The organism is bacterium (assembly GCA_013360215.1).
In the GTDB taxonomy this organism is placed as follows: Bacteria; CLD3; CLD3; order SB21; family SB21; genus JABWCP01.
This window is the reverse complement of record JABWCP010000002.1, coordinates 96,947-121,478: the sequence shown is the minus strand read 5'-3', so window position 1 is coordinate 121,478 and position 24,532 is coordinate 96,947. Positions and strand designations below refer to the sequence as shown.

26 protein-coding genes and 1 tRNA gene are annotated in these 24,532 nt (G+C 38.7%); 9 read left to right on the top strand and 18 right to left on the bottom strand.

The features are described 5' to 3' along the window. Positions 1 to 17: 17 nt before the first annotated feature. The 7 genes from HUU58_01990 to pyrR are packed head-to-tail and all read left to right on the top strand — an operon-like array spanning position 18 to position 7,479. The gene (locus HUU58_01990) at positions 18 to 755 is read left to right on the top strand and encodes a hypothetical protein (protein NUN44426.1); all 738 of its coding nucleotides are present in this window, start codon (positions 18 to 20) and stop codon (positions 753 to 755) included. Further along, a complete protein-coding gene (locus HUU58_01985) occupies positions 752 to 2,023 on the top strand; it encodes an FtsX-like permease family protein (GenBank protein NUN44425.1) in 1,272 nt (423 codons plus the stop codon). Before HUU58_01990 ends, HUU58_01985 begins: the two co-directional genes overlap by 4 nt. Then, positions 2,020 to 3,249 carry an FtsX-like permease family protein gene (locus HUU58_01980; protein ID NUN44424.1) on the top strand — a complete coding sequence of 410 codons (1,230 nt, stop codon included), beginning with the start codon at positions 2,020 to 2,022 and terminating at the stop codon, positions 3,247 to 3,249. The genes HUU58_01985 and HUU58_01980 overlap by 4 nt, the downstream gene beginning before the upstream one ends. Before the next feature lie 7 nt (positions 3,250 to 3,256). Continuing rightward, positions 3,257 to 4,093, top strand: a complete 837-nt coding sequence (locus tag HUU58_01975; protein NUN44423.1) for a hypothetical protein — start codon at positions 3,257 to 3,259, stop codon at positions 4,091 to 4,093. Continuing rightward, a complete protein-coding gene (locus HUU58_01970) occupies positions 4,090 to 4,806 on the top strand; it encodes an ABC transporter ATP-binding protein (protein ID NUN44422.1) in 717 nt (238 codons plus the stop codon). The genes HUU58_01975 and HUU58_01970 overlap by 4 nt, the downstream gene beginning before the upstream one ends. A gap of 1 nt (position 4,807) precedes the next feature. Next, positions 4,808 to 6,919: a BatA domain-containing protein gene (locus HUU58_01965; protein NUN44421.1), complete on the top strand. Its 2,112-nt coding sequence runs from the start codon at positions 4,808 to 4,810 to the stop codon at positions 6,917 to 6,919. 11 nt (positions 6,920 to 6,930) lie between these two features. Further along, the gene (pyrR, locus tag HUU58_01960; GenBank protein NUN44420.1) at positions 6,931 to 7,479 is read left to right on the top strand and encodes a bifunctional pyr operon transcriptional regulator/uracil phosphoribosyltransferase PyrR; all 549 of its coding nucleotides are present in this window, start codon (positions 6,931 to 6,933) and stop codon (positions 7,477 to 7,479) included. A gap of 5 nt (positions 7,480 to 7,484) precedes the next feature. On the opposite strand, the gene HUU58_01955 is transcribed toward pyrR, so the two are convergent. Next, positions 7,485 to 7,916 carry a response regulator gene (locus HUU58_01955; protein ID NUN44419.1) on the bottom strand — a complete coding sequence of 144 codons (432 nt, stop codon included), beginning with the start codon at positions 7,914 to 7,916 and terminating at the stop codon, positions 7,485 to 7,487. Positions 7,917 to 8,215: 299 nt separating this feature from the next. Beyond that, the gene (locus HUU58_01950) at positions 8,216 to 9,364 is read right to left on the bottom strand and encodes a tetratricopeptide repeat protein (GenBank protein ID NUN44418.1); all 1,149 of its coding nucleotides are present in this window, start codon (positions 9,362 to 9,364) and stop codon (positions 8,216 to 8,218) included. A gap of 157 nt (positions 9,365 to 9,521) precedes the next feature. Between HUU58_01950 and HUU58_01945 the strand changes: the two genes are divergently transcribed. Next, positions 9,522 to 10,991 carry a HAMP domain-containing histidine kinase gene (locus HUU58_01945; GenBank protein NUN44417.1) on the top strand — a complete coding sequence of 490 codons (1,470 nt, stop codon included), beginning with the start codon at positions 9,522 to 9,524 and terminating at the stop codon, positions 10,989 to 10,991. 102 nt (positions 10,992 to 11,093) lie between these two features. Here the strand turns inward: HUU58_01945 and HUU58_01940 are convergent, their stop codons facing one another. From HUU58_01940 to HUU58_01930, 3 genes are read right to left on the bottom strand one after another with little or no spacing between them, the layout of a single operon-like run. Next, positions 11,094 to 11,756 (bottom strand): PspA/IM30 family protein, encoded by a 663-nt coding sequence (locus tag HUU58_01940; GenBank protein NUN44416.1) that lies wholly within the window; start codon positions 11,754 to 11,756, stop codon positions 11,094 to 11,096. A 49-nt stretch (positions 11,757 to 11,805) separates the two neighbouring features. Further along, the gene (locus HUU58_01935; GenBank protein ID NUN44415.1) at positions 11,806 to 12,918 is read right to left on the bottom strand and encodes a carboxylate-amine ligase; all 1,113 of its coding nucleotides are present in this window, start codon (positions 12,916 to 12,918) and stop codon (positions 11,806 to 11,808) included. A gap of 44 nt (positions 12,919 to 12,962) precedes the next feature. Then, complete coding sequence (locus tag HUU58_01930; protein ID NUN44414.1) at positions 12,963 to 14,444, bottom strand: circularly permuted type 2 ATP-grasp protein; 1,482 nt, start codon at positions 14,442 to 14,444, stop codon at positions 12,963 to 12,965. Positions 14,445 to 14,833: 389 nt separating this feature from the next. Here HUU58_01930 and HUU58_01925 point away from each other — a divergent pair. Beyond that, positions 14,834 to 14,909: transfer RNA gene (locus tag HUU58_01925), tRNA-Thr, on the top strand. Positions 14,910 to 14,934: 25 nt separating this feature from the next. On the opposite strand, the gene HUU58_01920 is transcribed toward HUU58_01925, so the two are convergent. The 13 genes from HUU58_01920 to HUU58_01860 form a co-directional block, all read right to left on the bottom strand. Next, positions 14,935 to 15,342 (bottom strand): hypothetical protein, encoded by a 408-nt coding sequence (locus tag HUU58_01920; GenBank protein NUN44413.1) that lies wholly within the window; start codon positions 15,340 to 15,342, stop codon positions 14,935 to 14,937. A gap of 542 nt (positions 15,343 to 15,884) precedes the next feature. Then, complete coding sequence (locus tag HUU58_01915; GenBank protein ID NUN44412.1) at positions 15,885 to 16,613, bottom strand: SDR family oxidoreductase; 729 nt, start codon at positions 16,611 to 16,613, stop codon at positions 15,885 to 15,887. A 201-nt stretch (positions 16,614 to 16,814) separates the two neighbouring features. Further along, complete coding sequence (locus HUU58_01910; GenBank protein ID NUN44411.1) at positions 16,815 to 17,231, bottom strand: hypothetical protein; 417 nt, start codon at positions 17,229 to 17,231, stop codon at positions 16,815 to 16,817. Positions 17,232 to 17,476: 245 nt separating this feature from the next. Next, positions 17,477 to 18,286: a hypothetical protein gene (locus HUU58_01905; protein ID NUN44410.1), complete on the bottom strand. Its 810-nt coding sequence runs from the start codon at positions 18,284 to 18,286 to the stop codon at positions 17,477 to 17,479. Positions 18,287 to 18,482: 196 nt separating this feature from the next. Further along, positions 18,483 to 18,899 carry a DUF1801 domain-containing protein gene (locus HUU58_01900; GenBank protein ID NUN44409.1) on the bottom strand — a complete coding sequence of 139 codons (417 nt, stop codon included), beginning with the start codon at positions 18,897 to 18,899 and terminating at the stop codon, positions 18,483 to 18,485. A gap of 12 nt (positions 18,900 to 18,911) precedes the next feature. After that, complete coding sequence (locus HUU58_01895; GenBank protein ID NUN44408.1) at positions 18,912 to 19,481, bottom strand: GNAT family N-acetyltransferase; 570 nt, start codon at positions 19,479 to 19,481, stop codon at positions 18,912 to 18,914. Positions 19,482 to 19,496: 15 nt separating this feature from the next. Continuing rightward, positions 19,497 to 20,045: a VOC family protein gene (locus HUU58_01890; GenBank protein NUN44407.1), complete on the bottom strand. Its 549-nt coding sequence runs from the start codon at positions 20,043 to 20,045 to the stop codon at positions 19,497 to 19,499. An 89-nt stretch (positions 20,046 to 20,134) separates the two neighbouring features. Then, positions 20,135 to 20,440: a hypothetical protein gene (locus HUU58_01885; protein ID NUN44406.1), complete on the bottom strand. Its 306-nt coding sequence runs from the start codon at positions 20,438 to 20,440 to the stop codon at positions 20,135 to 20,137. 6 nt (positions 20,441 to 20,446) lie between these two features. Further along, the gene (locus HUU58_01880) at positions 20,447 to 21,010 is read right to left on the bottom strand and encodes a thioredoxin family protein (GenBank protein ID NUN44405.1); all 564 of its coding nucleotides are present in this window, start codon (positions 21,008 to 21,010) and stop codon (positions 20,447 to 20,449) included. 65 nt (positions 21,011 to 21,075) lie between these two features. Further along, a complete protein-coding gene (locus tag HUU58_01875; GenBank protein NUN44404.1) occupies positions 21,076 to 21,672 on the bottom strand; it encodes a YdeI/OmpD-associated family protein in 597 nt (198 codons plus the stop codon). A gap of 17 nt (positions 21,673 to 21,689) precedes the next feature. Further along, positions 21,690 to 22,595 carry a pirin family protein gene (locus HUU58_01870; protein ID NUN44403.1) on the bottom strand — a complete coding sequence of 302 codons (906 nt, stop codon included), beginning with the start codon at positions 22,593 to 22,595 and terminating at the stop codon, positions 21,690 to 21,692. Positions 22,596 to 22,645: 50 nt separating this feature from the next. After that, entirely contained in the window at positions 22,646 to 23,236 is a 591-nt protein-coding gene (locus HUU58_01865; protein NUN44402.1) for a glycerol-3-phosphate acyltransferase, read from the bottom strand. A 45-nt stretch (positions 23,237 to 23,281) separates the two neighbouring features. After that, positions 23,282 to 24,355: an AraC family transcriptional regulator gene (locus HUU58_01860; protein NUN44401.1), complete on the bottom strand. Its 1,074-nt coding sequence runs from the start codon at positions 24,353 to 24,355 to the stop codon at positions 23,282 to 23,284. Between the last annotated feature and the right edge of the window lie 177 nt (positions 24,356 to 24,532).

Here is a 24,532-nt window from a genome sequence, read left to right as displayed (position 1 = left end):
AATTGGTAAACTATATTATGGAAAAAAGGTTACCTGAAGTAAAAGAAAACGATATTAACGAATTAATTCGTTTGCTAAAGGAAGAAGAAGAGTGGTATAAAAAGAAACTGAAATACGATGATATTAATGAAAAAATATTTTCTGTTTCAGAAACCGTTAAACGCATCATTGATAATACGGAGACGGAATGTAAATTAATTGAAGTTCGTTTGGAAGACGCGCGCAAGTTAACCGCTTATCTTCCGGATCTGGAGCGAGAGCATGAAACTCTGACGCGTGAATTCCATCGGTTGACTAAAATTCGTGAAAAGCAGGATCAGATTACCAAACAAGGTCTTAAGGATCGTATCGAACTCGAATTGTTACAACAACAAATAGACCAATTGATTGTTACGAAGTCTGATTGGCTTATACGATTGGATCAAACCCAAAAGGAATTAACGCGTCTAAGGGAAGAATATCTTTTGATAGAAAATGATTTAAAATTATTTCCCGATGTAGAAAAACGTTTAATTGCGAATGAGTTTTTTATAGAACAGGCACACAAAGCCGAAAAAGACGTGAGGATTTTGTCGGACGAAATGCAAAAACTAAAACATAAATTGACTTATAAAACAATGATTCGACGTGAAACCGGACTATTGGATGCGCTCAAAACAGAACTTCAAAGCATACAATATGACCCGCAAAAACACTTTGAGTGTCGTGAGGCATTGTTTCATCTCTCCGATCGTATTGCTCAAGGGGAATCATGAATTTGTTTTCGTATCCTTCTTTTATAGCTCGCCGTTATTTGTGGGCCAAACGTAAAAATGGTTTCATTTCCATTATTTCCATTATTTCCATGGCCGGCGTGGCCTTAGGCACAGCCGCGCTTATCATAACGTTGTGCATCATATCCGGTTTTGAAAATCAATTGATTACCAAATTTATTAATTTTGACGCACATATTCGTTTGAAGACATTTGATGGCACAGAACCGATAGGTGATACGAATATGATAGAGGAACGACTTCAGGAATATAAATCCATCATCGGATTTTCCCCTTATATTGAAAAAGAGGCCATGATTCGTTCGTCTCAAATTACAGACGGTGTTATCGTTAAGGGAATTAATGAACAACGTTTCCATTCGGTCTTGGATCTGAAAAAAGATATCCTCAAAACACATGTATCTGTATCAACTCCACTGGGTTTGCGTGATTATATTTCAAACGACAGTACCTCCAAGAAATTACCGGGTATCGTTATTGGAAAAAAATTAGCCGATAAACTTGCAGTCGGAATAGGCGATAAACTTACTTTGTTTAGCCTCCAAAATTCACCGTCGTTTTTGCAGCAACCGGTTGTCCGCCAGTATCGTGTAACGGCCATTTACCGAAGCGGGTTAGCGGAATATGATAATGTCTATGTTTACGTGGATATTACGGAAGCATCTAAATTGTTTGATTACGGTACGTCCGTGTCAGGTTATGAAATAAAACTAAATGATCCGGAATCGGCAAAACCCACAGCCGAAGCTCTTAATGGTGAATTGGGCTTCCCGTATTACGCGAAAACCTGGTATGATAATCACCGTAACTTATTTGGTTGGTTAGAAACTAACAATTTCATAATGGTGATAATTTTTAGTCTTATCATTTTTGTTGCGGCGTTTAATATTGTTGGAACCTTATTCATGATTGTCATAGAGAAGACTAAGGAGATTGGCGTTTTACGATCTATGGGTGCTACGCGTTCTGAAATACGTCGCATTTTTCTTGCCGAAGGGCTCATTATTGGTTTTATCGGCGCGGTTGTCGGTTCGATATTGGCTCTCGCATTGATGCTGTCACAGATATATTTCAAATGGCTAAGTTTGGATTCCGATGTCTATTTTATGGATTCTGTTCCAATGGAAATAAGAGGCGAATATTTTTTTGTGATTGCTTCATTTTCCGTATTGTTATGCCTGTTGGCGACGTTGTATCCGAGTCGTAAGGCCGCTTTTTTAGATCCTGTGGAGGCCGTGCGATACGAATGAAAAAAATGCCATCGGAATGGTTTATAGCTTTACGTTACCTGAAACCCCGCAAAGATAACTTTTTTGTAACACTTATCGGCGGTATTTCAGTATTAGGGGTAATGGTTGGGGTAATGTCAATCATCCTTGTACTTACGGTGCTCAATGGGTTTGAAACGGAAATTAAAAACCGTTTTGTAGGATTCGATGCACACGGTAAAATAAAAATGCAAAATGAAATTCCTATGAAATCACCGGATTCCGTAGAAAACATTTTGCGAAAACAGTACCCAATCAACGGAGCGGCGCCTTACATACTTGAAAAAGCAATGATAACCAGCCGTCAATCCAGCCACATCGTATTTGTAAAGGGCACCGAAGAAAAGCGTTTAGTTCAAGTTTCCGATCTTTCTAAAAACATGGCTGCCGGTAAAATTGATTTTGAAGTGCAATCTGAAGGATTATCAGGAATACTGCTTGGTTTGAGTGTTGCAATTAACCTTGATGTGAGTACAGGCGATACGGTGACAGTTATTAGTCCTTCCGGGGTTACAGGGCCTTTTAGCGCTCCACCCATGCGTCGATATGTGGTAACGGGTTTGTTTAAAACCGATATGTACGAGTATGATAATGCCTACGTATTTATATCCATACCGGAAGCCCAGAAACTATTTGAAAAAGAGGAGGCGATTACCGGCTTGGATATTCGTTTTGAGAATATAGCACAAGCGTCCGAATACGAAAATGCGATACGCACTGAGTTAGGTGAGAGTTTTGTATATGAAACATGGTATGATATGCACCGCGACTTGTATGCCGCGATGAAACTGGAAAAATGGGGGTCGCTTTTACTGCTGAGTATGATTATCATGGTAGCCGGTTTTAATATCGTTAGCACATTGATCATGGTCGTTATGCAGAAAACACAAGAAATTGGAATTCTCAAATCAATAGGCGCTAATCAAAAATTTATTTCGTCCATCTTTGTAAGACAAGGCCTGATCGTCGGGAGCATAGGAATTGTCGCCGGATGTATTGTAGGTTATTCGATTTGTTTTATTCAACTACAATGGGGCATTTTTAAGCTGCCGGGAGACATTTTCTTTTTGGATGCCATACCTATGGAACTCCAGTGGATTGATTTTTTTGCGGTCATCGTCATGTCCGTTTTATTGTGTCTTTTCGCTACGTACTATCCCGCCAGAAAAGCCGCAAAACTTTTACCACTCGAAGCTTTAAAATCATAAGGATTCTATGCGATTTTTAAAATTCTATTTAATTTTGTTTTTAACTGTTGCGAGTACAGCTTTTTCACAAAAAGACAGACTCGTTGTATTAACTTACAAATTTAATGAAGGCGATAAATACCGCGTTGCTGTCAGTACGTATAAGAATTTTTCAACGATTTCGTCCGCATACAATAATTCAATATATGGTGAAACCGCCTATGATATTCATCAAAATATCTTGCACGTTGACGGTGAAGGCAGTGCGCAGATAGCTAATGACATCGAATTAACACGATACACGATCAATGGGCAAAATCTTACTTACAAAATGGCTAAACTTTTTGCCAATGATCATGTAGAAATCGGTGTTGATCGTTTTGGGACATTGTTAGAAAAATCGTTGACCTTAAAAAACGGAGTTTTAGCGGAAAGCGGTATTGAAAACATTTGGCGTTATATGTTTATACCATTTCCTGAAAAAACTCTCAAAATTGGAGAAACATGGACATTAAACGATGCAGCAGGTGATTCTGCGATCATTTTACCCTTTAAAAAATTACTCAAAATAACTGATCCGACGCTTACCGTACGGTATAAACTGGAAGAAGCGGATAAATCTACGGCTAAGATCAAACTATCATTGGAAGTTAATGGAGAAGGCGCTATTCCTGAACATCAAGAGCAGTCTAAAATTAATTTTCTAGTTATAATCGAAGGCACGATGGTGTACAGTTTTTCGGAGGGACGAATTCTTAACGGGTCTTTGGTTACTCAGCTTGCCGGAACAGGTACCGTCGGTTCGACGGCGGTCGAATATTCGGGATCGCTTAATACAACTTTTACTATCGAAGAGGCGCAATGATAGCTTCGGCCGAATCCAAAAAAATTCTCGTTCGGGCACAAGCCATTAGTAAAAATTATACCATGGCCAAAGGTGAGCTAACTGTTTTAAATAACATTAGTCTAGATATACACGAGGGCGAATTTATTGTAATTTTAGGACCATCCGGCGCAGGAAAAAGTACACTATTGCACATTTTAGGTATATTAGATAAGCCTTCTTCCGGTGATGTTTTCTTTGAAAACACACAGGTGAGTCAGTTATCAGACGTTGCTATGGCACGTTTGCGTAATGCGCGTGTTGGTTTTGTTTTTCAGTTCCATTATTTGCTGCCGGAGTTTACTGCGCTGGAAAACGTAATTATGCCCGCATTGATTGCCGGAAAACCTTCGAACGATCCGTCAAGTTATGAAAGGGGCAAAAATCTTTTGAAAAATGTGGGTCTTGCCGAGCGTTATTATCATAGACCCTCTGAGCTATCCGGCGGCGAACAGCAACGCGTTGCGTTTGCACGCGCTTTGATGAATGATCCGGGCCTTATTCTGGCCGATGAACCTTCCGGAAATTTGGATAAGCGCGCTAGCGAGCACCTGCATCAACTCATGTTTGATCTTTGCCGCGAATTTAATAAAACATTCGTCGTGGTAACACATAACGAAGCTTTGGCTGAACGTGCACAACGAGTGATTCGTATCGAAGACGGCGGAATAGATTCCGATATACGGAAAGCATGATATGTTTAGTTTCTTAAATGCTTTTTTATTGTATGGTCTGGTATTGGCATCTATTCCAATATTGATTCATCTGCTCAATCGAAAAAAAGCACGTGTTGTTCCTTTTAGCTCCAATCGTTTTTTAAAAGCACTCCAAAAAAAACAAATTAAAAAGTTACGTTGGCAACAGATATTATTGTTAATTATCAGAGCGATGATCGTAGCGTGCCTCGTTATAGCATTTGGGCGACCGGTGTGGAAGTGGTCCGCAACAAACGGAAACATAAACGCCCATGCTAAAACTTCTGTTGTACTTATACTTGATAATTCACTCAGCGCTTCGTCCGTAAATCAACGCGGACAAGCGCTGGAACGCATAAAAAATAAGGCAATGGAAGTCATTTCGCATCTTCAAGAAGGCGATGAATTTGTTATTATAGATGCGTCAGGATTAAAAAAAGCTTCTAATTTAAATTGGAGTTCTAATTTTTCTGAAGCACGGGCTCGACTTAAAAATATTGTTATCGAAAATTATTCATTTGCTATAGATAAAGCTCTGCACGAATCCGTGAGCCTTTTAGCACAGGCTAAAAACCCCAACCGTGAAATTTATATCATCTCTGATTTGCAAAAATCCGACCGATTTAATACTCAAATTCCAGATTACGGCCATATCAAGCCGCATTTAGTTGTCATCGCTATCGATGGGAAACCGGAATCGGACCTAGCCATATTAAAAACTGAGACCGAAAATCGTTTTTTTCAAAAAAATCGCCCGATCGAAATGGTTTGTACGATACGAAATTCATTGTCAACCCAGTCCGGTGAAAGAATTTTGCACGTCTATGCTAATGGGAAACGAGTAGGCCAGTCCGTTTTACAGGTTGATGCTAAAACTGATAACGATGTGCGCATTTCATTCCCAGCATCCGAATCAGGCTTTGTTTCCGGTTACGCGGAGTTAGATGATGATGGTTTTTTAGCAAATAATAGATATTATTTTCATTATTATGTTCCATCAGATATCAAAGTTCTTGTGGCCGGTGAACTCGCAGACAAAGAATTTATAGAGCTTGCGCTTAAAGCGCATGACCAACAAGCGGGTAACATCATTACCAAATCAGTTTTGTTTGACAAACTTGCAACCGTTGACCTGAAAAAATTTGATGTTCTGATTCTTGTAAACCCTGGCCGTTGGGACGAATCTCAGACTAACCGAGTCGTAGAATTCTTGAAAGAGGGTGGCGGAATTCTCATGATTCCGGGTACTAAAACGGATATCACCCAATTTAATAAACAAATCGCGGATAGACTAGATGTATCGCGTTTGATTCAGATGGTTTCGCTCAATAGCGAAAACCATTCGTTTATTGAACTTCAATTTGATGCTCAGCCGCATCCTTTGATTGCAGATATTTTTACGGACCGCACTTCTTTGAAGAATATTGAGTCCCCAAAATTTTATCGTTACTTTAATACAGATTCCCGCCAAGGTCAAAACATCCTAACGTTTGGAAAAAGCGGTAATTTTTTAACCGAATATGCTATTTACAACGGTCATTTTATGCTTATGACATCAATGCCAGTTATGACTTGGAATGATCTGCCCATTCGTGCGTTTTTCGTACCACTTATGCACCGTTGTTTATATGCCTTGTATGGTAAGGAAAATGATAAAAATCAATTCGTTGTCGGCGACGCTGTCAAAGTTCGTATTCAAAGAGATGCGAATGATATGGTCCGTATGCGCAGTCTTACTGGTGAACAGAGTGACTACATCCCATCTTTAGTAGTCCAAAATAACATCAAAATAGCTCAAATTGATAAACTCGATATGGCGGGTAATTATTCTCTAGTGGATAAAAATGATTCTCGAGTGCTTACGTTGGTAAGTGCCAATATCCCAAACCAAGAAAGTGAATTTGCGACATGGGAATCGGACTCTCTTAAAATATTTAGCGGCATTGCAAATATTACGTTTTTAACTGAAAAAGAATCTATTGAGCACTATATTTTACAATCACGATTTGGCATCGAAAGCTGGAAATGGTTTATTGCCTTTGCGATAATTCTTATGTTATTCGAATTAACACTTGGTCAAATTCATCGTTTGCAACGTAATACCAATAAATAATGGAATTAGAGATGAATGCCGTAGAAAAAACTATAACCATAGCAAGGGCACAGGAAATTAATACCATGCTTGAAAGTATGGCGCGATCGCTCATTTCTTCCAATCCGAACATAGAGTCTCTAGCTTTAATAGGGATGAGGACCCGCGGTGAATTTATTGCGCGTCGATTACAAATTTTGATTAAAAAATTTTCCGATATTGAGCTGCCGATGGGAGTATTAGATGTGAGCTTTTATCGGGATGATACGAGAGCGAAGCTAAAGCAACCATTAGTACAAAGTACCGAGATACGTTTTAACATCAATGAACGCCCCCTGGTGCTTGTCGATGATGTGCTTTTTACGGGTCGATCGGTGCGAGCGGCAATGGATGAACTTATGGATTTCGGGCGACCGTCACGGATTCAGTTGGCCGTACTTATAGACAGGGGATGTCGCGAGTTGCCGATCCAATCGGATATTTATGGAAAAAAAATTACTTCAGAAATGAATGATAAAGTAAAAGTTTGTTTGGAAGAATACGATAAAATTGATGAAATAACTTTGATTAAAGGCAGTTAATGAGTTTAGTTTTGAGATATGCTTTGTATTTCTTTTGCCAAACGATCTAATCCGTAAGGTTTTCTCAGCGTGCGTGTATGTTCACTTTCAATGACGCGCAAACTTTCTAAATCCGAACCCGAAACAACAACGACAGGGAATGACTCACCTTTGAGTCGACGAACAAATTTTAAAAGTTCCAACCCGTTTACTTTAGGCATCATGATATCCGTTACTACGACATCGATCTTATTATCCACTATAATTTTCATAGCCTCTTGACCGTTTTCCGCCGTTACGACCTGAAAATTACTCATCTTTAAGAATTCTGACGTTACAAAACGAATTCCAGGTTCATCTTCTACCACAAGCACCGTTTTTCGGTTACAAAGTTTCATGTTATCGAAAACTTCACTATTTAGCTTGACACCGGGGATCATCAGATAACCTTCTTTCATTATTTATTACTGATAATCATTTAGAACAAAATACGTACCAATGTTAATATTAGAATATTAACGACTTGTTTTTATAGAACTTAAATAAATTAGTGTGATGCAGTTTACAGGGTTTCTGTGATGAGCTTAACACTCCAAATTATTATATTTGTTCGATAATAATTCACTTTCTCAAAAAAATACAAATATTGATGCTTTTTGAGGTAGAGACTACCATTATTAGATTATACTCCGAAACGATAAAACAGTCATGAAATGAGAAATTAATAGAAATAAAGTGATGATAAAAAAGGTGGGAATTATTTTAAGATAGCGCGAAGTAGATTGAGGAATTCGCGCCCGTCATTCTGTACTAAACGAAAATTTTTATACGCGGTTTTGTAAGAAGGGTTTATTTCGTAAGCTTTTTTGAATTGCGACATGGCCTTAAGGAATAAATTTCGGCATTGAATCAGATATACTAAACCAAGCGAATTATGCAAATCGGCGTAAGTCGGATTTTCGTTTATATGTTGCTCTAATTGTGCGCGGTAGTCGTTAATAACTTTTTCATCCTTACCGGCTCCTCCGAAAAGGAACTTTAAATAAAATCCGTGAATAGTCTCATCAAGACTTGGTTTTTGAATAGATTCTTTAACTTCCAAAATAATGTCAATGGCTTGGACATAAGCTGATGCGGTCAAATGTTTTAAAATCTTTTCAAATCTAAATGTATAAAAACGATAATTTGCAAAATCAGGATTTGTCATCAATGTGGTTTTAAAAATAGAGCTTACGGTGAGTATTCGATCTTGAACTTCCGGAAGACTTCCTGTATCGCCATTGTTGAGAATACTTTCGAGGAAAGTTATCGCTTTATTTAGATGCACGACTACATAGTGGGGGTTAATCGCTAATGCTTTATCATATTCCGTTATCGCTTCACTATACTTTTTCGCTTTACCATATGCAAACCCGAGGTTATTACGCAGATCAGGAAATTGAGGTCTCAGTTCGATGCCTTTTTGAATAGATTCGATAGCTAGCGAAAAATCGCCACGCTGTAGATAGGCGAGTCCTAAATGATTGTAAACTTCCACAAGATCCGGATCATGCTCGATCGTATGTTGAAATTCGGAAATGGCTTCATCAAGAAAGCCTTTTCTCAAGAATAAAAGGCCAATTTTGCTATTGGATACCGTATGCGTGGTGTTTCTGATCTTTTCACGCATAAAAAACATGAGTTCAACTTCCCACGCTACTTCATGATGATACTTTTTGACGAATTCTCGAAAATCATCTTCCGGCATTTCTGTTACATCAGTAATACGTTTCTTTTGAACAGAAATAATGCGCCCGGCTTCAAAAATTTCAGATTGTACAACGAGATCATTATAGCTTCCAGCGGTTTGGATATGAAAAATCTTACCACCGGCATATACATTACTATTAATGCCTACTTGTTCCATGAGAGAAGATATATTTATATTATTAGTGTGAGAAACCGACCTACGGCGATCAAATTAACATCAGAATGCAGCATATACAAGAAATATTTTGATAACTGGATTTTAAATGATTATCATTTATTAGTTTGCCTATTCACATATATCATAAAACACAACTATGGTTTCATTTTTAGAAAAAATTACGGGCTTCCATGAATCGGAGCTTGCAAGTTTTTTCGATTCGAATCCGAATGCGCGTACCGAATTTCATCGAATAGCTAATAATCAAAATAGGAAAAATGCAGTCGTATTTATATGGTTTTTGATTTTTACTCAGTTCATTGTTGGCATTGTACGAATTATAAGCGGATGGGGAGGCGTTCCGTATTATAATTTAGCTTTGATTGGTTTGGGTGTACTTCTATTATTTTTATTTCGTTACCGTTCATTCAGGCAAAATGTTACACAGATATCTCTGATTCTTTTCACGGTTTGGGCCATTACGTTTCCTTTTTTTATCATACGTTTAGGAGGGTATGAAGCGCCAACGTATCCGGTTTACATCGTGATAGCCGTGTATATTTTAGCCTTTTTTAATTACACCTTCAGGCAATATTTGTACTTATATGTGATTATATTTTTTTCTAATGCGTGTATTTATTTTCTTGAAACAGATGTCGAAACCGATAGCTATATCTATCGTCAGTCGGTGATGCTATTTTTGTACATGGTTGCATTGTCCGGCGCTTATATACATGTGCATTTGAGGAAAAAGTCATTTCAAGCGCAGTTTGAATTAAGTCAGCGTAAATCTGAATTAGAAAAAGCTTATAAACAATTGGAAGAAAAAGAACTACAACTCGTACAGAAGGAAAAATTGGCATCGCTTGGAACTATGACAGCAGGTATTGCTCACGAAATAAACAATCCTTTGACTTTTATAGATGGTAACCTGCAATCATTAGCGGAATATGTCAACGATTTAAAAGCATTAGTATCTGTTTGGGATAAGGATTTCGACACCATAGATCAACAAAAACATTATGTTAATTCGATTAAAGAACGAATTGACTATCAGTTTTTGATCAATGACTTAGATAAATTACTGGCTTCTTGCAATAATGGCTCTAAAAGAATTGTTGACATAGTAAATAAACTAAAAAATTTCAGTAATTTAGATTCCGCCGAATTCAAAACAGTCAATTTGTGCGATAGTCTTGAAACGATGATTTATTTAGTGAAAAGCCAATATACCGATGTAGAATTTAATTATTCAAAAAAATGTGATCGAACTGAATCGGCTGAACTTGCGTGCAATCCAGGATTACTAAATCAAGCTATCATGGCTATTATCGAAAATGGAATTGATGCAGCTCGTTTAAACAAATCAGAAATTCCTAAAATAATAGTAAGTTTGTTCGCTAATCCAGAAGAGATTAACATAAGTATTACAGATAATGGCTTAGGCATATCAAAAGAAGTACAAGAAAGAATGTTTGACCCATTCTTTACTACCAAAGATGTAGGCAAAGGTAGTGGACTCGGGCTTAGCGTAGCTTTTGGAATTATAAAGCAGATCAATTCAGATCTCGAGTTTAAAACAGCACTAGGAAAAGGAACTCAATTTGTAATAAAAATAAGGAAGTAAGTGGATTTTAATAAGTTTACATAATATATATTATGCATCGAATCAGAATGAATAAAAGGGGCTGTTTCAGAATTGAATCAGCCCCTGATAAAAATTAAAATATTATTTACCTAATTGAGCTTTCAAAGCGGCTAATTCAGAATCAACTGTGGTATCTGTTGATAGCTTTTTAAATTCATCATCTAGACTTGTATTTTGTCCTGAAAGTTCAACATGCGCATCTGCTTCCGCTTCGACATCTTCAACCTTTTTCTCAAACTTATCGAAGTTGCCAAAAGCGCCGCCGCCGATGCCAGACATTTGTTGAGCAATCATTTTTTTAGCTTTTGCAGCTTGGTGGCGAGCTATCAAGGTGTTTTGTTTGACACGAGCTTCGTCAAGTTTAGCTTTTAATTGTTGCAACTGTGTCTTCATTTGTTCGGCTGTAGCCGTAGCTTGTTGTAACGTCGGCTCTAAAGAAGCGGCAGCCGTCGCATACGAGTTTTTCTTTGCCAAAGCCTGTGAAGCCAAATCATCGCGTCCGGCATTAACCGCCTGAACAGCCTTGTTTTGCCATTCATCGGCCAGCTTTTTGTTTTCATTGAACTGTTTTTCGAGTCTTTTTTGATTAGCGATAGCTGTTCCAACGGCTGTTGTAGCCTTATTTACTGCTTCTTCCATTTCGATGACCATTTGTTTGATCATTTTTTCAGGATCTTCGGCCTTGTCCAAAAAGTCATTGATGTTGGCTTTTACGATATCCGCCATACGTGTGAAAATACCCATATAACCTCCAATTATTTAATAAGTTGATATTATTTTATGAAAAAAATTGTCAATACAAGCCTTCCAAAGTATCGCGTAATAGAAAATCTACAACGGCTTTTAAGTCCCTGCCGGACTGTTCGTACACGGCCAACTGCCGATCAGAACTGGTGCCACCGTCTAAAATTTTATAAATATAGTTAATTTCATTGCGACTTCCAAGTTCTTCGACAGAATCATCTACAAAACGAATTAGTTCATAAATTAGTTCTTTTGTCGGTACTTCTTCTTTTTTACCAAAGTCAATCAATTTACCATGTAACCCGTACCTACTTGCCCTCCATTTATTTTCTGATATCAATTGATTGGGATAGATGCGCCAGGACATATTTTTCTTATAAGTTCTGTATAATGTATGCATTAGCGCTTGTATCAAAGCCGCAATTGCTATCGTTTCATCTACGCGCGTAGGCAAATCGCAAATCCTAACTTCCAAAGTTCCAAAGCTCGGATGAGGTCGTGCATCCCACCAAATTCTTTTGCCGTTATCAATGCATTTCGTTTGAATTAAGAGGTTTACATAATCTTCAAAATCTGACCATGAGTCGAAAATCGGTGGGATATCAGTTCGTGGAAAACGCCTAAAAATTTGGGTCCTGATCGAGCTTAAGCCAGTACTTCGACCGATCCAAAACGGTGAACTTGTCGAAAGTGCTAAAATATGAGGTAAAAAGTATCTTATTTGGTTTTGAATCGCAATGCACGATTCATTATCCGGCATGCCTATATGAACGTGTAATCCGAAAATTAGATTGGCACGTGCCACATCCCCCATGTTTTCGACTATCTCTTTATACCGTTCATGCTCCGTAATGGGTTGAGTTTTCCAATCACTAAACGGGTGTGTACTGGCAGCAACGATACCAAGCCCCCGTTTGGTGGCAAGTTCATGGATGGTACGACGCAGCTTTATAACATCAGCCTTTGCTTCAGCTATGTTTTGACAAATGTTCGTTCCAACTTCTACTACGGACTGATGCATTTCCATTTTGATCTGCTCGGAAAGAAGTAATTTACCTTCCTCGATCATTTGACCACTGACATGAGAACGCAATTCACGCGTTTCAGGGTCTACAGTTTGAAATTCTTCTTCAATTCCTATCGTGAAAGCGGGGTTATTCATATTATTAAACATTTGTTTTTATTGATCAGTTCTATTTTTCTTTTTTACGCCTTTTTTATAGTAGTGCTCTTTTTAGTCTTTTTAATGTTTGTTTTTAAATAACTTGATTTAGGCTTTTGTTTGGATTTGACTCTACTCGCCTTAATTTTAAAAGTTTTTTTTGCTTTTTTTGTTTTTTTAGTAATAACAAAAGTCGGGGTTGTACCCCCGCCAGCAGTAACATTTGCTAGTGAAGATGCCGATAACCGTGTCAATATACCTTCAACATTCGGACCGAATGCATACGGATCCATATCAACAACCATATCAACAAACTCTAAATTACCATTGATAACTGTTGGAAAAGGTTGTTTGGGTATTTTTACAAGCTCCTGCACTACATAGTGCTCCCCGTTTTTTGCCTCGTGGAGCACAGCGCTCCACTGCTGGTCGGTAGCTTCCATTCCTAAACAAACCCCTTTTCCTCCGTACTCATCATTGGGCTTTATGACGAAATTGTTTTTATGTGTAGATACGTAGTCAAAAAGATCAATCTGTTTCCCGTTAAAGTATGTGATTTCATCACGGAGCATTCGAGTCCATGGGATATGTTTGAGTACGACTGAAAGCTCTTCACCATTAAAAAGGTTTTGATTTTTTTCATGGGTCAAAACAGCGAACATTGATTTTTTGTGAACAAGCTTAGCCCGAAAAGGATTGATCATACATACGTTTTGATCGCAGTACGCTTGCACTAAGGCTTTTGTTTCCTCCGGTTTTTCAACACAGTCGTTGGTCAATATCCGCTTATAAACCAGATCTATTTCCTTTTTTCCAGCCATGAGGCGACCTTTTTCATACGTCAGATCACGCGGATCTACGATAATACAGTCTAATTTTTTAGATTTAAAAAATTCCTTAAAAAGTTGAAACTCGGTAAATGTCGGTACTTCTCTCCAGTCTACTATGGCGATGCGTGGCTTCTTGTTCTTTTTGTTTCCTCGCCAAACGGCGTACGTAGATAATAATCCGTTCAGTAATTCCTGACGGATGGCGAATTTTTCAACGTTATAGTGTTTTTTGAATTCGCGTATCATCGGTAACCTATCATACACCTTGGCTGCAATATCGGAATAAGCAATCCCTGCAGGGCATTCGGCATTAAGCTCCACGAACTTTAATTCGTCGCCGGCCATAAATGAATCCCATCGGGCGGTGATCGATAGTCTGTCATATCCCGGGTCCATCATTACGAGTTCGCGTTCCCTATCTAAAAGACCGGCTTGTTCCATGATGATTGGATTTTCGAGCGCGGCATTTTTAAATTTCGTAACGGCATTACGAAGTATCTTGCAAACGTATTGGATATAACGGTATTGTTCCAGTGTAATAAAATTGGGTCTCAGGAAACTGTACATATGCCGCCCGCCAAAGGTCAGTTTTTCCTTTGCGCATTGCTTCAGATGTTTTTCAAAAACGGTTTGAATGCGCCGTTCGTGATTTTTTACCAATACGTTATAAAACTGAATGGCATCACTTGTGTTCATAAATGGGTATATATTATTTGGAAAGGAAAAGTGATGTAAAGATAAATGCAAATAAAGGTTTATTCAAGAAAATTTGAATTAACCTTAAATGGGATTTGGAACGAGGTGTTTTGTAAAAAGCTAATTAGCGTGATAAGTGAGAGCTAAAAAGAAAACCTGATCACATGATGATCAGGTTTTGAAGAGCCACAAGCGGGATTCGAACCTGCGACCTGCTGTTTACGAAACAGTAACCCCACTTACCTAATCGCTAATAAAACAATAATTTAAAAGAACTTTTTACTTAACAGCACTGATCAGTTTACTTATCACTTTAAACTTACAAAAAACAACATATTTTAGGCTTGAAAATATAATTAAAATTAGTTATAATTACGCGCATTTTTTTGGCCGATGTAGCTCAGTTGGTAGAGCGTTTGATTCGTAATCAAAAGGTCATCAGTTCGATCCTGATCATCGGCTCCAATCCTCACGTTTAATATAACCATGTTTAAAACGGATTCTCGCTTCCAAGGCAGTAAGTAAGTGTGTCAAACGATACTGTTGTTACGATTAGTACTTCCTGTAGTATCAAAGAGCTTGCTTGTAAGTAGCGTCGTAGTGTGTCGCCTTTGAGCGTATAGATATAATCAACGTCACCTATCCGGACAATCCCGTCTCCCTCAGTATATTTTGCAGTACGAACTTTATAGCATTCACCTACTGGCGGTTCGATTGAAAAATAAACATCATAACGAAATCCATTCTCATGAAAGACGACATACATTGAATTGTTCTGTTCGCGCCATACAGTAGCATGAAGTTTTCTTGTATGATTTTCGTTTAAACAAGTTTGTTGCTCTTTTTGAATTTCACATGATGTGAGAGCCAATATAGAAAAGACAAATAACTGTTTCATGATTTTCTCATTATTACAAAAAACGAGAAACTATTAGGTTCATTATACATGATCCCTGCTTTTTGACTTGACTGTCAATGTGTTTTTGACGTGCCATGTTCCAACTAATTCAGGGATACTCTTTTTTACGCGCGCAAGCATAAAAAAAACAAGGTCGTAGAAATCTTATTATATAAATTGAAATATCTTTTGAAATACCCCTTTCCTTATCCACCTTCACATTATATTATTGTAAAAAGATTCAAAACAAAACGTTGACATATCTTATGTTGATATTAATCAACTGTGTCAAACTTAACACAATAAAATAATAAAAAACACAACTATTACTAATATCACTTATCAGCTAAATCGCCTGTCAAGTGAACTTAGTATTATAACTACTTCTAATTATTGGTGTAAAAGAAAAAAAGCAGCCGGTTACGAAACAGCTGCTCTACCGCTGAGCTATTGTGGCAAAATCCGGTCGCAAATATATAGAATTATAAATAAAAATCAATAAAATTTTACCTTTTAATTTTTTTCTTTGAACGGCTCACGTATTATGGAATTGTAGCCCCTCCATCCACACCAATGATCTGACCGGTGATGTATTCGCTTTGCAGTAGGAATAAAACTGCGGCCGTGATATCGGCTGGTTTGCCGTATTTTTTCATAGGAATACGATCCATTGTCGGTAAATGTTCAGACAACACCTCTTCTCCCGGGACTATGATCGTACCGGGCGCGACAGCATTGACAGTGATATATGGCGCCAAAGCCTTAGCCAAGCTGCGCGTTAGCATAACTACGCCGGCTTTAGATACATTATATGGGATGTAGTTTTTCCACGATAAAAATGCGCCTAACGATGCGATGTTAATTATTTTGCCGGATTTTTGGCGTAGCATGTATTTTGCAGCTTCTTGCGCACACAAAAAACTTGATTTAAGATTCGAGTCAATCACATCATCCCATATAGATTCGGGGATATTTGGGAGTTCGGTTTTTTTGGGAAAAATCGCAGCGTTATTGATCAGAACATCAATTTTACCGAATTTCTTAATCACTTCATTGAACATTTTTTTTATGTGATCCGGACGTCGAACATCCGCTTTGATCAACACCGTTTTGCGTCCCATTTGACGTATAAGTTTTTCTGTTTTACGGGCATCGGCAACGGACTGATGATAATTGACAATGATATCGTAGCCGGTTTCAGCTAAAGCCAATGCTATTTTTCGGCCCAACCTTTTACCAGAGCCTGTAACAAGTGCAACGGGAGTATCCATAGATTTAAACAGTTTTATTTTCATTAATAATACGAATAAAATTCTATTTAAAAAAGAATCACATTTAACATATGACTAAAAAATAAAAGGTGCGCCAACAAGGTCGCACCCTATACAGGAGTCATTCAAAAGAATGAATAAGAGAAATTTCTTTAAATAAGTATTTTTAAATAATGTGTTGTTAATTCCAAATCCACATCATCAAGGATGAATGCCCGTTGAGAATCCATTAAAGCTACCAGTTAAAGGGCCGGCTATAGTCATTTGCTCCCAATCGCCACTGATAGTCTGTTTATCAGTTGAAAAAGAGCCACTGATGCTTTCTCCTGAATCTACCCCATAAGGAAATAACTCAATGATAAAACCTGAATCTTGTTTTTGTCCTTCGACCTCATAAGAATCGTTTTGGTTAATAATCCATTGACCGGTAATTAATCCTTCATTATTCCATTGAATCCGAAGAACGCCCGATCTTGAATAATTACCATCATTATTTATTAGGGTTACTTCGTAGGACAACAAGTTTTCTTCCGAACCATCATGGTTCCACAATGATTGATTGATTGACTCACAGCTCAAAGCAAAACATGAAATTATAACCAATGTTAGAGTTCTCATAAATCCCCTCTTGGGTTATTTTAACAAATGTTGGCCTATTTGATACTACAATTTATATGCCGAATAAAGAAAACTATAAAACTATAATTTACAGCGTACTGTATCGGTTAATTAGTAATTCAATGCTTTTGGATTTCGGGTTTTCGAATTGTTATCGGAAAGCTGATAGATATTAATAAAAAACGCTTTGTCTTTTATAGTATAAGAACAAAGCGTTTTACCGTGGAGAATGATAATCAATTAATTCAGAAAACAATACCTAGTTTTACGGAAAATGTGCTGATATTTGAAATATTATATTCTGCGGCAAGTCTAGCTTTTGAAATAGCAATAACTCCCCCGACCATACTTTGAACACCCCAAGCGGTTTCATCGTGCAGATTTAATTTTGAAGATTTTTCATGAGAATCTGACACGTAACTTGATAAACCGACATATGGTGTAACTTTCAGCCATTTGGAATAAACAGTAAAATCACGGCTGGCAATCACATCAAAACCATATACCGAAAGATCGACATCTTTTGGCCCATAGAGAGACACAAAACTTAGGCGTGCCGAGGCCGACCACTGATTAAGCCAATTTTGAACTAGATTATATTGTACCTGAGCGCCAAAAAAACCATAATTAGCTCCAGGTGATGATGTCCAATAAGCCGCTAAGTCCATTTTTTCTGATACACCAAATCGAAAAGTCAATCCCGGGAAAGGCAGCCTATCATTTTCTTTAAGCCAGTGCGTGGAATCCGGATGAACAAAAGTATGATTCCACGCGTCATCCGTATCATTAAATTTGGACTGCCACTGAAGCAAAGAAAATTCATATTTTCCCTTACCCATCGGCTTAGCATCTGTCAACGGTCGAAAATATGATACAAGCCCTGCTTCACGTGTAAACTGGCGCCATGCTGATTGGTTTAATGCCGAATCAAGTTGGATTGAGCACTGTTTCCACTTTGGATTGACGTGAAGTTTTACATTTTTTCCGCCGCCGTGACCAAAAACAAACGAACTGACAAAAACCATTAACAGAATAACTGTTTTTACATGTTTCATACACTACCCTTCTTTTTAAATGATAACTTTTTACTGACAAACAGTTAAAATTTAATAAAAAGGGTTGATAAGATCGCTTCAGCGTGTCAAATGAGACATGAAACAGGTATCGTCTTATAGGGTGACATGGCCAATTTTATAATAAATAACAACTTGGGATGATTTGTTTTTTTGACTCTCGAGTTAGCTTAAACTCTTATTCCCACTTCTTTTTCATGAAAATGATCGAATCCTTTATCATTTCTTCAAGAACTTGGGTATCAATATCTGAAAGCGACTTCACATACAGACATGCTTTGCTCGTTTTACATTTGCCGATCTTTTTTAGATGAGCAGTATAACGCTCAAAACCAGATGTAATGTAAATAGATATTTTACCTTTGCGCGGTGAAAAACCGGTAATGCACATATCGCCTTCACGTCCGCTTTCATATTTGTAATGATAGCTGTCAAAACCGATAATCGATGGGCCCCACATAACAGCTGGTTTGCCTGTTATTTTTTTCATTAGTTTGATCAGTGCATTACAATCCTCAATGGTTTGCTCATCTTTAATCGTCTTTAAGAAATCCTGGACACTCAGCTTAGTAGCTTTGGTTTTGTTTTCGGCCATGGACTTGTATCCTTACTTTGTATTTGATTGATTCCAATTCCATCCGACTATCACCCACCTTTCACCATCGGGCGCATCATACGTGATTAGTTTTTGAAAGCCGACAGCGGAGTGGGCATTAAGCGAGCGTGTATTACGCTCTGATATTTCTGTGATGAGATATCGAAAATGAGGTCCAAGGCGTGAACGCATATGCGAATAGAGCCCACGAAAAACACCTTTTCCGCGAAAAGCTCTTTCGACGCAGATCTGCCCCATGACGATATATCCTCCATCGGACATTTTTCTGTTTTGGATGGATAAGGTATCCAACGTAACGAACATTGGTTGAAGGATGGGTATTCGTGCTTTCATCGAACGCTCCATCGTCAAAGCATAACCCACAACACGATCATCGGAGATGGCCAAACTATGGGCAAACGGCGTATTCATAACTTCAAGCGTCTCAAAATCATGTTTTACCGTAACAAATCCCTGGCTTTGGCGTTCCTCATCCGTTAACAAATCCGGATGATTGCGCTTTTGCAAGTCTAGAATTTGAAGCAATTCACCATCCGTTGTACATGACTTATAATGTACCATGTTTTAAAAAACGTTTTATGAAGCCTGTGCGCCATATAGCTTTGCGGCGCGGCGAGCCATTTCTTTGGGAGAAACGTTTTCCAGATGGGTCGCAATATGCCATTGATAACCGAACGGATCTAAAAGGCGTCCCGAGCGGTCACCGTAAAACTGATCTTCCACGGCCATAACCACGGTGGCTCCTGCGGCAATAGCTTTTTCGAATAAGATGTCAACATTGGGTACGTAAATCATGAGTTGTACAGGCGACTTCCCTACGGTTTTAGGGCTTACATTGCCGTATTCCGGGAATTCATCAGAAAGCATAAAGTGTGATACGCCGATTTTAATCTCCGTATGCATGATTTTACCTTTTTCATCGGACATGCGGCCTTTTCTTTCTTTGGCGCCAAACGCTTTTTCATAAAACTCAACCGCCGCTTTACCGTCGTGTACACTGAGATAAGGTGTCAATGTATGAAAACCTTTGGGAATAAAATGAACCTTCTTTTTGACTTGTTTTTTCTTTGCGGATTTACGGGCCACGTTTTTTTTGGAAACAGCTTTTTTAGAACGAACAGCCATAGTTGTAATCCTTCTTTAGGGTTGAATAAAGTTGAATAGAAGATATGATACTGCTTCAGAAGTCAATTTGTTTCATTTACTCTTAAAAATTAGTCGGATCCGCCGGAGTCACTACCGCTATCGGATGAATCTGAACTGCTTTCCGATGTATTATCTGAATTCGAAGAATCTTCAGTATTTCGATCTTCTACAGTTTCATTCTCAATAGCTCCAGAAGCTAAACCGGCAGCAACATATGTTGGCGAAAATTGATCGTACATTGTACCGGAGTCAAAATTTGTATTTTGATTGGGGTTTGGGTTGAGTTTATTCTTCTTCTTAAACCAATCAAACATGATCGCGCCTTTTGTTTTATTGTTGCTCTCAATATATAATGCCAATACGTGGATACGCATACTACATTAAGGTTCATTACCGGATTTCCATTTGATATTGCAGCCGAGGCTCGGCCGCTGCTCTAATGAAGGCCGATGACCGGAAAGCACGGCCTCTATCGCATTGCGTAGATCGCTTCCTGTAACCGGAATGCCGCTATTAGGGCGACTATCGTCCAACTGTCCCCTGTAAACCAAACGGCGCGACTGGTCATATAAAAAGAAATCCGGAGTACAAGCTGCTTTATAATTCTTAGCGGTCTCTTGCGAGGCATCGTACAAATACGGAAAAGTAAATTGTAACCGGTTAGCTTGTTCGCGTAATTGATCCGGTGCGTCTTCAGGATAATTTTCGATATCATTGGAACAAATGGCTACAATGCCGATCTGCGGGTAATCTTTTCCGATACGCGCTAATTCATTTTCGACATGCACTACAAAAGGGCAATGCCTGCTGATAAACATAACGAGCAAAGCTGGTTTTTCATTGAAACCCGCCAGTTTAATGTTTTTTTTGGAGATAACATCAGGAAGGTCAAAATCAGGAGCGAATGTCCCGAGCGAGGCCATGTTCGAAGGTGTGCGCGCCATATTGATGAATTAGGAAATAATGTGATATGTTGGTGCAAAATACAACCGCTTTGAGCGCGTGGCAACTACTTTTTTGAAGGGCGGCGTAAAAGTGCAATGGGGCGCTTATTTTCTGAATCCTTGACGAGGATATTAAGACGCTTTTTTTGTGTGGCATCCTGTTTGGCGCTTACCACCCACCAAATTGCCGCTTTGCGATACGATGGTGATTGCAATTCAAAGAAATCCCACGCTACGACATTGCTCTGAAAGATCGAAATGAGGGCATCCGGTAAATCTGCATTTGCTCTTTCGTAGGAATATAGTTTAGATTTTTTTATATCGCGTTTTTTGAACGCCTCCAAACCAGAGGGATGTATCATTCCTTCTTTGTTGAGTTCTCTAAATCTCTTTGTATTCACCTCGCTCCAGATGCTACCCGGCTTACGCGGTGTAAATCGATTCTGAAACGCTTCGGCGTTAATCTTATGCCGTATGCTGTCAATCCATCCAAAACACAAAGCCTGATCTACTGAATCCTGCCAAGTAATGCTAGGCTTCCCTGTAGCTTTTTTGTAATAACCTACAACTAATTCGTCGGCGGTGTCATGATATTTTTCGAACCAACGTCGCAGATCTTCCGAGGTAGGAAAAAAAAGAGGTTTTGACAGCGGCTTAGCCATGAATGTTTTAAAATAAATTATCCATGTTTGATAAAAGTTCCGTTTCGTAATTCGGAAACGGCTTGTTGAAGCTCAGCATTGGTATTCATCACGATCGGGCCATACCATGCGACGGGTTCTTTGATCGGTCGCCCGGAAACTAATAAAAATCGAATCCCTTCATCGCCCGCTTGTACGGTGACTTCGTCACCGGAGTCAAAAAGCACCAATGAACGATTTCCGGCCTTCGAGCGTAACACATTATCATGGTCATCCGGCGCCTCAGTCAAAACACCATGCGGCTGTGAAGCATCGCGAAACGAACCGGAGCCTTCAAATATATATGCAAATGCTTGCCGGTAAGTTTCTACTTTTAAAGTTTTACGTTTTCCCGGCGGAACAAACACATCAAGATACCGAGGATCTGCGGCAATACCGTCCACTGGCCCTTTCTGTCCTCCGTAGTCGCCGCATACAACACGTATTTTTGTGCCGTCATCTTCTGAAATCTCCGGGATGTCTTTACTTTTGACATCTTGATAACGCGGGCCTGTCATTTTGAGCGAAGAAGGAAGATTGGCCCACAACTGAAAACCGTGCATTCGCCCTTGCGCATCGCCTTGGGGCATTTCCTGATGTAAAATGCCGCTGCCGGCTGTCATCCACTGTACATCACCTGCGCCAAGCGAACCCGCATTGCCTAAACTGTCTTTGTGCTCTACATTACCGGCTAATACATAAGTAATGGTTTCTATACCACGATGCGGATGCCATGGGAAACCGGCCATATAATCATTTGGATTATCATTTCTAAAATCGTCTAACATCAAAAAAGGATCATAATCCTCCGTATTACCAAAACCAAAAGCGCGTCGTAGCCTTACGCCGGCACCTTCCATCGTAGGTGTGGACTGAATAATGCGTTTGACTGGACGTATGGACATATAGTTTCTCCTAAAATTTTTGCAATTTACTTTATAATATAGATAGCGGCTTATTTATTCCGGCTTCTTTTTTTAAATACACTTACAAACGTAACGATATGATCGCGGTATGCGAAAATGACAATGATCGTCAGAATGATACTGAGTATTACAGAGAGTGGTTCATAGCCTCGCAGCCATACGACGAATGGTAAAGTAAAGAAAGCCAGAGCACCGGCTATACCGAATTTTCGTAGAATCACAAAAGACGTCAGAAAAATAATAAGTAATGGCCACAGCAAATATGCGTCCAATACTACTAATATTCCAATCAGTGTAGCAGCGCCTTTGCCTCCTTTAAATTGCAATTGGATCGGCCAGATATGGCCGGCCACTACGGCGATGGCGCAAATCCAGATAAGAGGTTGATCATAATCCAAAATTCGAGCCACATAAATGATCGCTGAGCCTTTACCAGCATCCCATAAAAACGTAATAATAAAGCCTGCTTTTCCAAGTACTCTTCCAGCGTTCGTCGCACCCAGGTTTCCACTCCCGTGATCGCGGAGGTTTTCGCCTATTTTCCAGCGTAGCAGATAATACGCCCCACACAGACCCCCGATGAGATAAGCGAATATGATGTAAAGAAGAAAAGAGGTCATGCGATGATTGGTGAATATTTGTTAAATTCGTTTTCTGATTCAGAGTTAATTCACTAGTCCTTCGCTCGAAAAATACTCTGACGGCGTTTTGCCGGTCGCCTTTTTGAAATATCGATTGAATGAAGATTTAGAATTGAACCCACTTTCATAGGCTAGAGCAAGAAACGTTAAATGACGGTTTCGTGTGTCGGATATCAGTTTGATAAAATGATTTAACCGATATTGGTTAACGAAATCGTAAAAATTTTTCTTTTCAAGTTCGTTGATAACTTGAGAAAGGTAATTAGGATGAACGTCAAGTCGCGTAGCGAGATCATAAATGGAGAGATCATTTTTCTGATACACTGCATCTTCATTCATCAATCTCATCAGGCCTGCGTATAGGGTCTCAGCTGTTTCTTTGGTCAAGCCGGATTTGGCATATTTTTCTTTTTCGGGTTCTTCTAAATTAATTTCAGTTGTTTTAAAAATGCGTGATTGCCGAATACCAAAAAAGCCGATCATAAATACAAAAATTGTAACACCAACGGATAACACTTCATCGGATACAAAAATGAGCAACCAAACTGCGCCTAAGCCCCATGTAAGAATGCGCAACCATTGAAGATTGATCTTTTCTTCATATGAAAAACGGTTTAAAATGCGCCGTTTGTGCCTGGACAAAAGAATAGCTGACCAGATGATGTAAATGGTACCCGATAAGATTATCATTCCCATCCGAAGTGTATCCAATGTTTCATATCCGGCGCCTTCGTTACGATAAACCCAAATTTTTTCTTCAACCGGTCGCAAAAAAAATGGAATAAGTACCAGATAAAAAATCAAAGTTGGAATAAAATGAAGATACAAAAGAAACTTAGAGGATGGCATTTGATCGGTCATCGTGGCAACGTACCAATACAATAATACACCATGTAACAACGGAAGCGGTCTTTCCCAGGCAAGAAAGGCAGGATATCTGAAAATAATGTCGGTTATGTACGCATGGTAAAACAGCATTTGTACTGCGATAATCATCATCCATGCCGTAAGAATAACGTCGCCTTGTGCTTTTTGTTTTTTAGAAATCAATAAAGCGGCTATAAATGCGGCTATGCTGACACCGGCAATAAGAATCATAAAAACTAAAGATAATGGATATTTTAGTTACACATACAATATGAGGTATTAAAAAACTATGATAAACATTTTTTTTATAAAGTATCAAATATGAAAATATCGCGGAACAAAATCATCATCTATACGTTATTCATATACTTTTCGTTGTCCCATATCTTTTAATTAATCCTTTTAGGA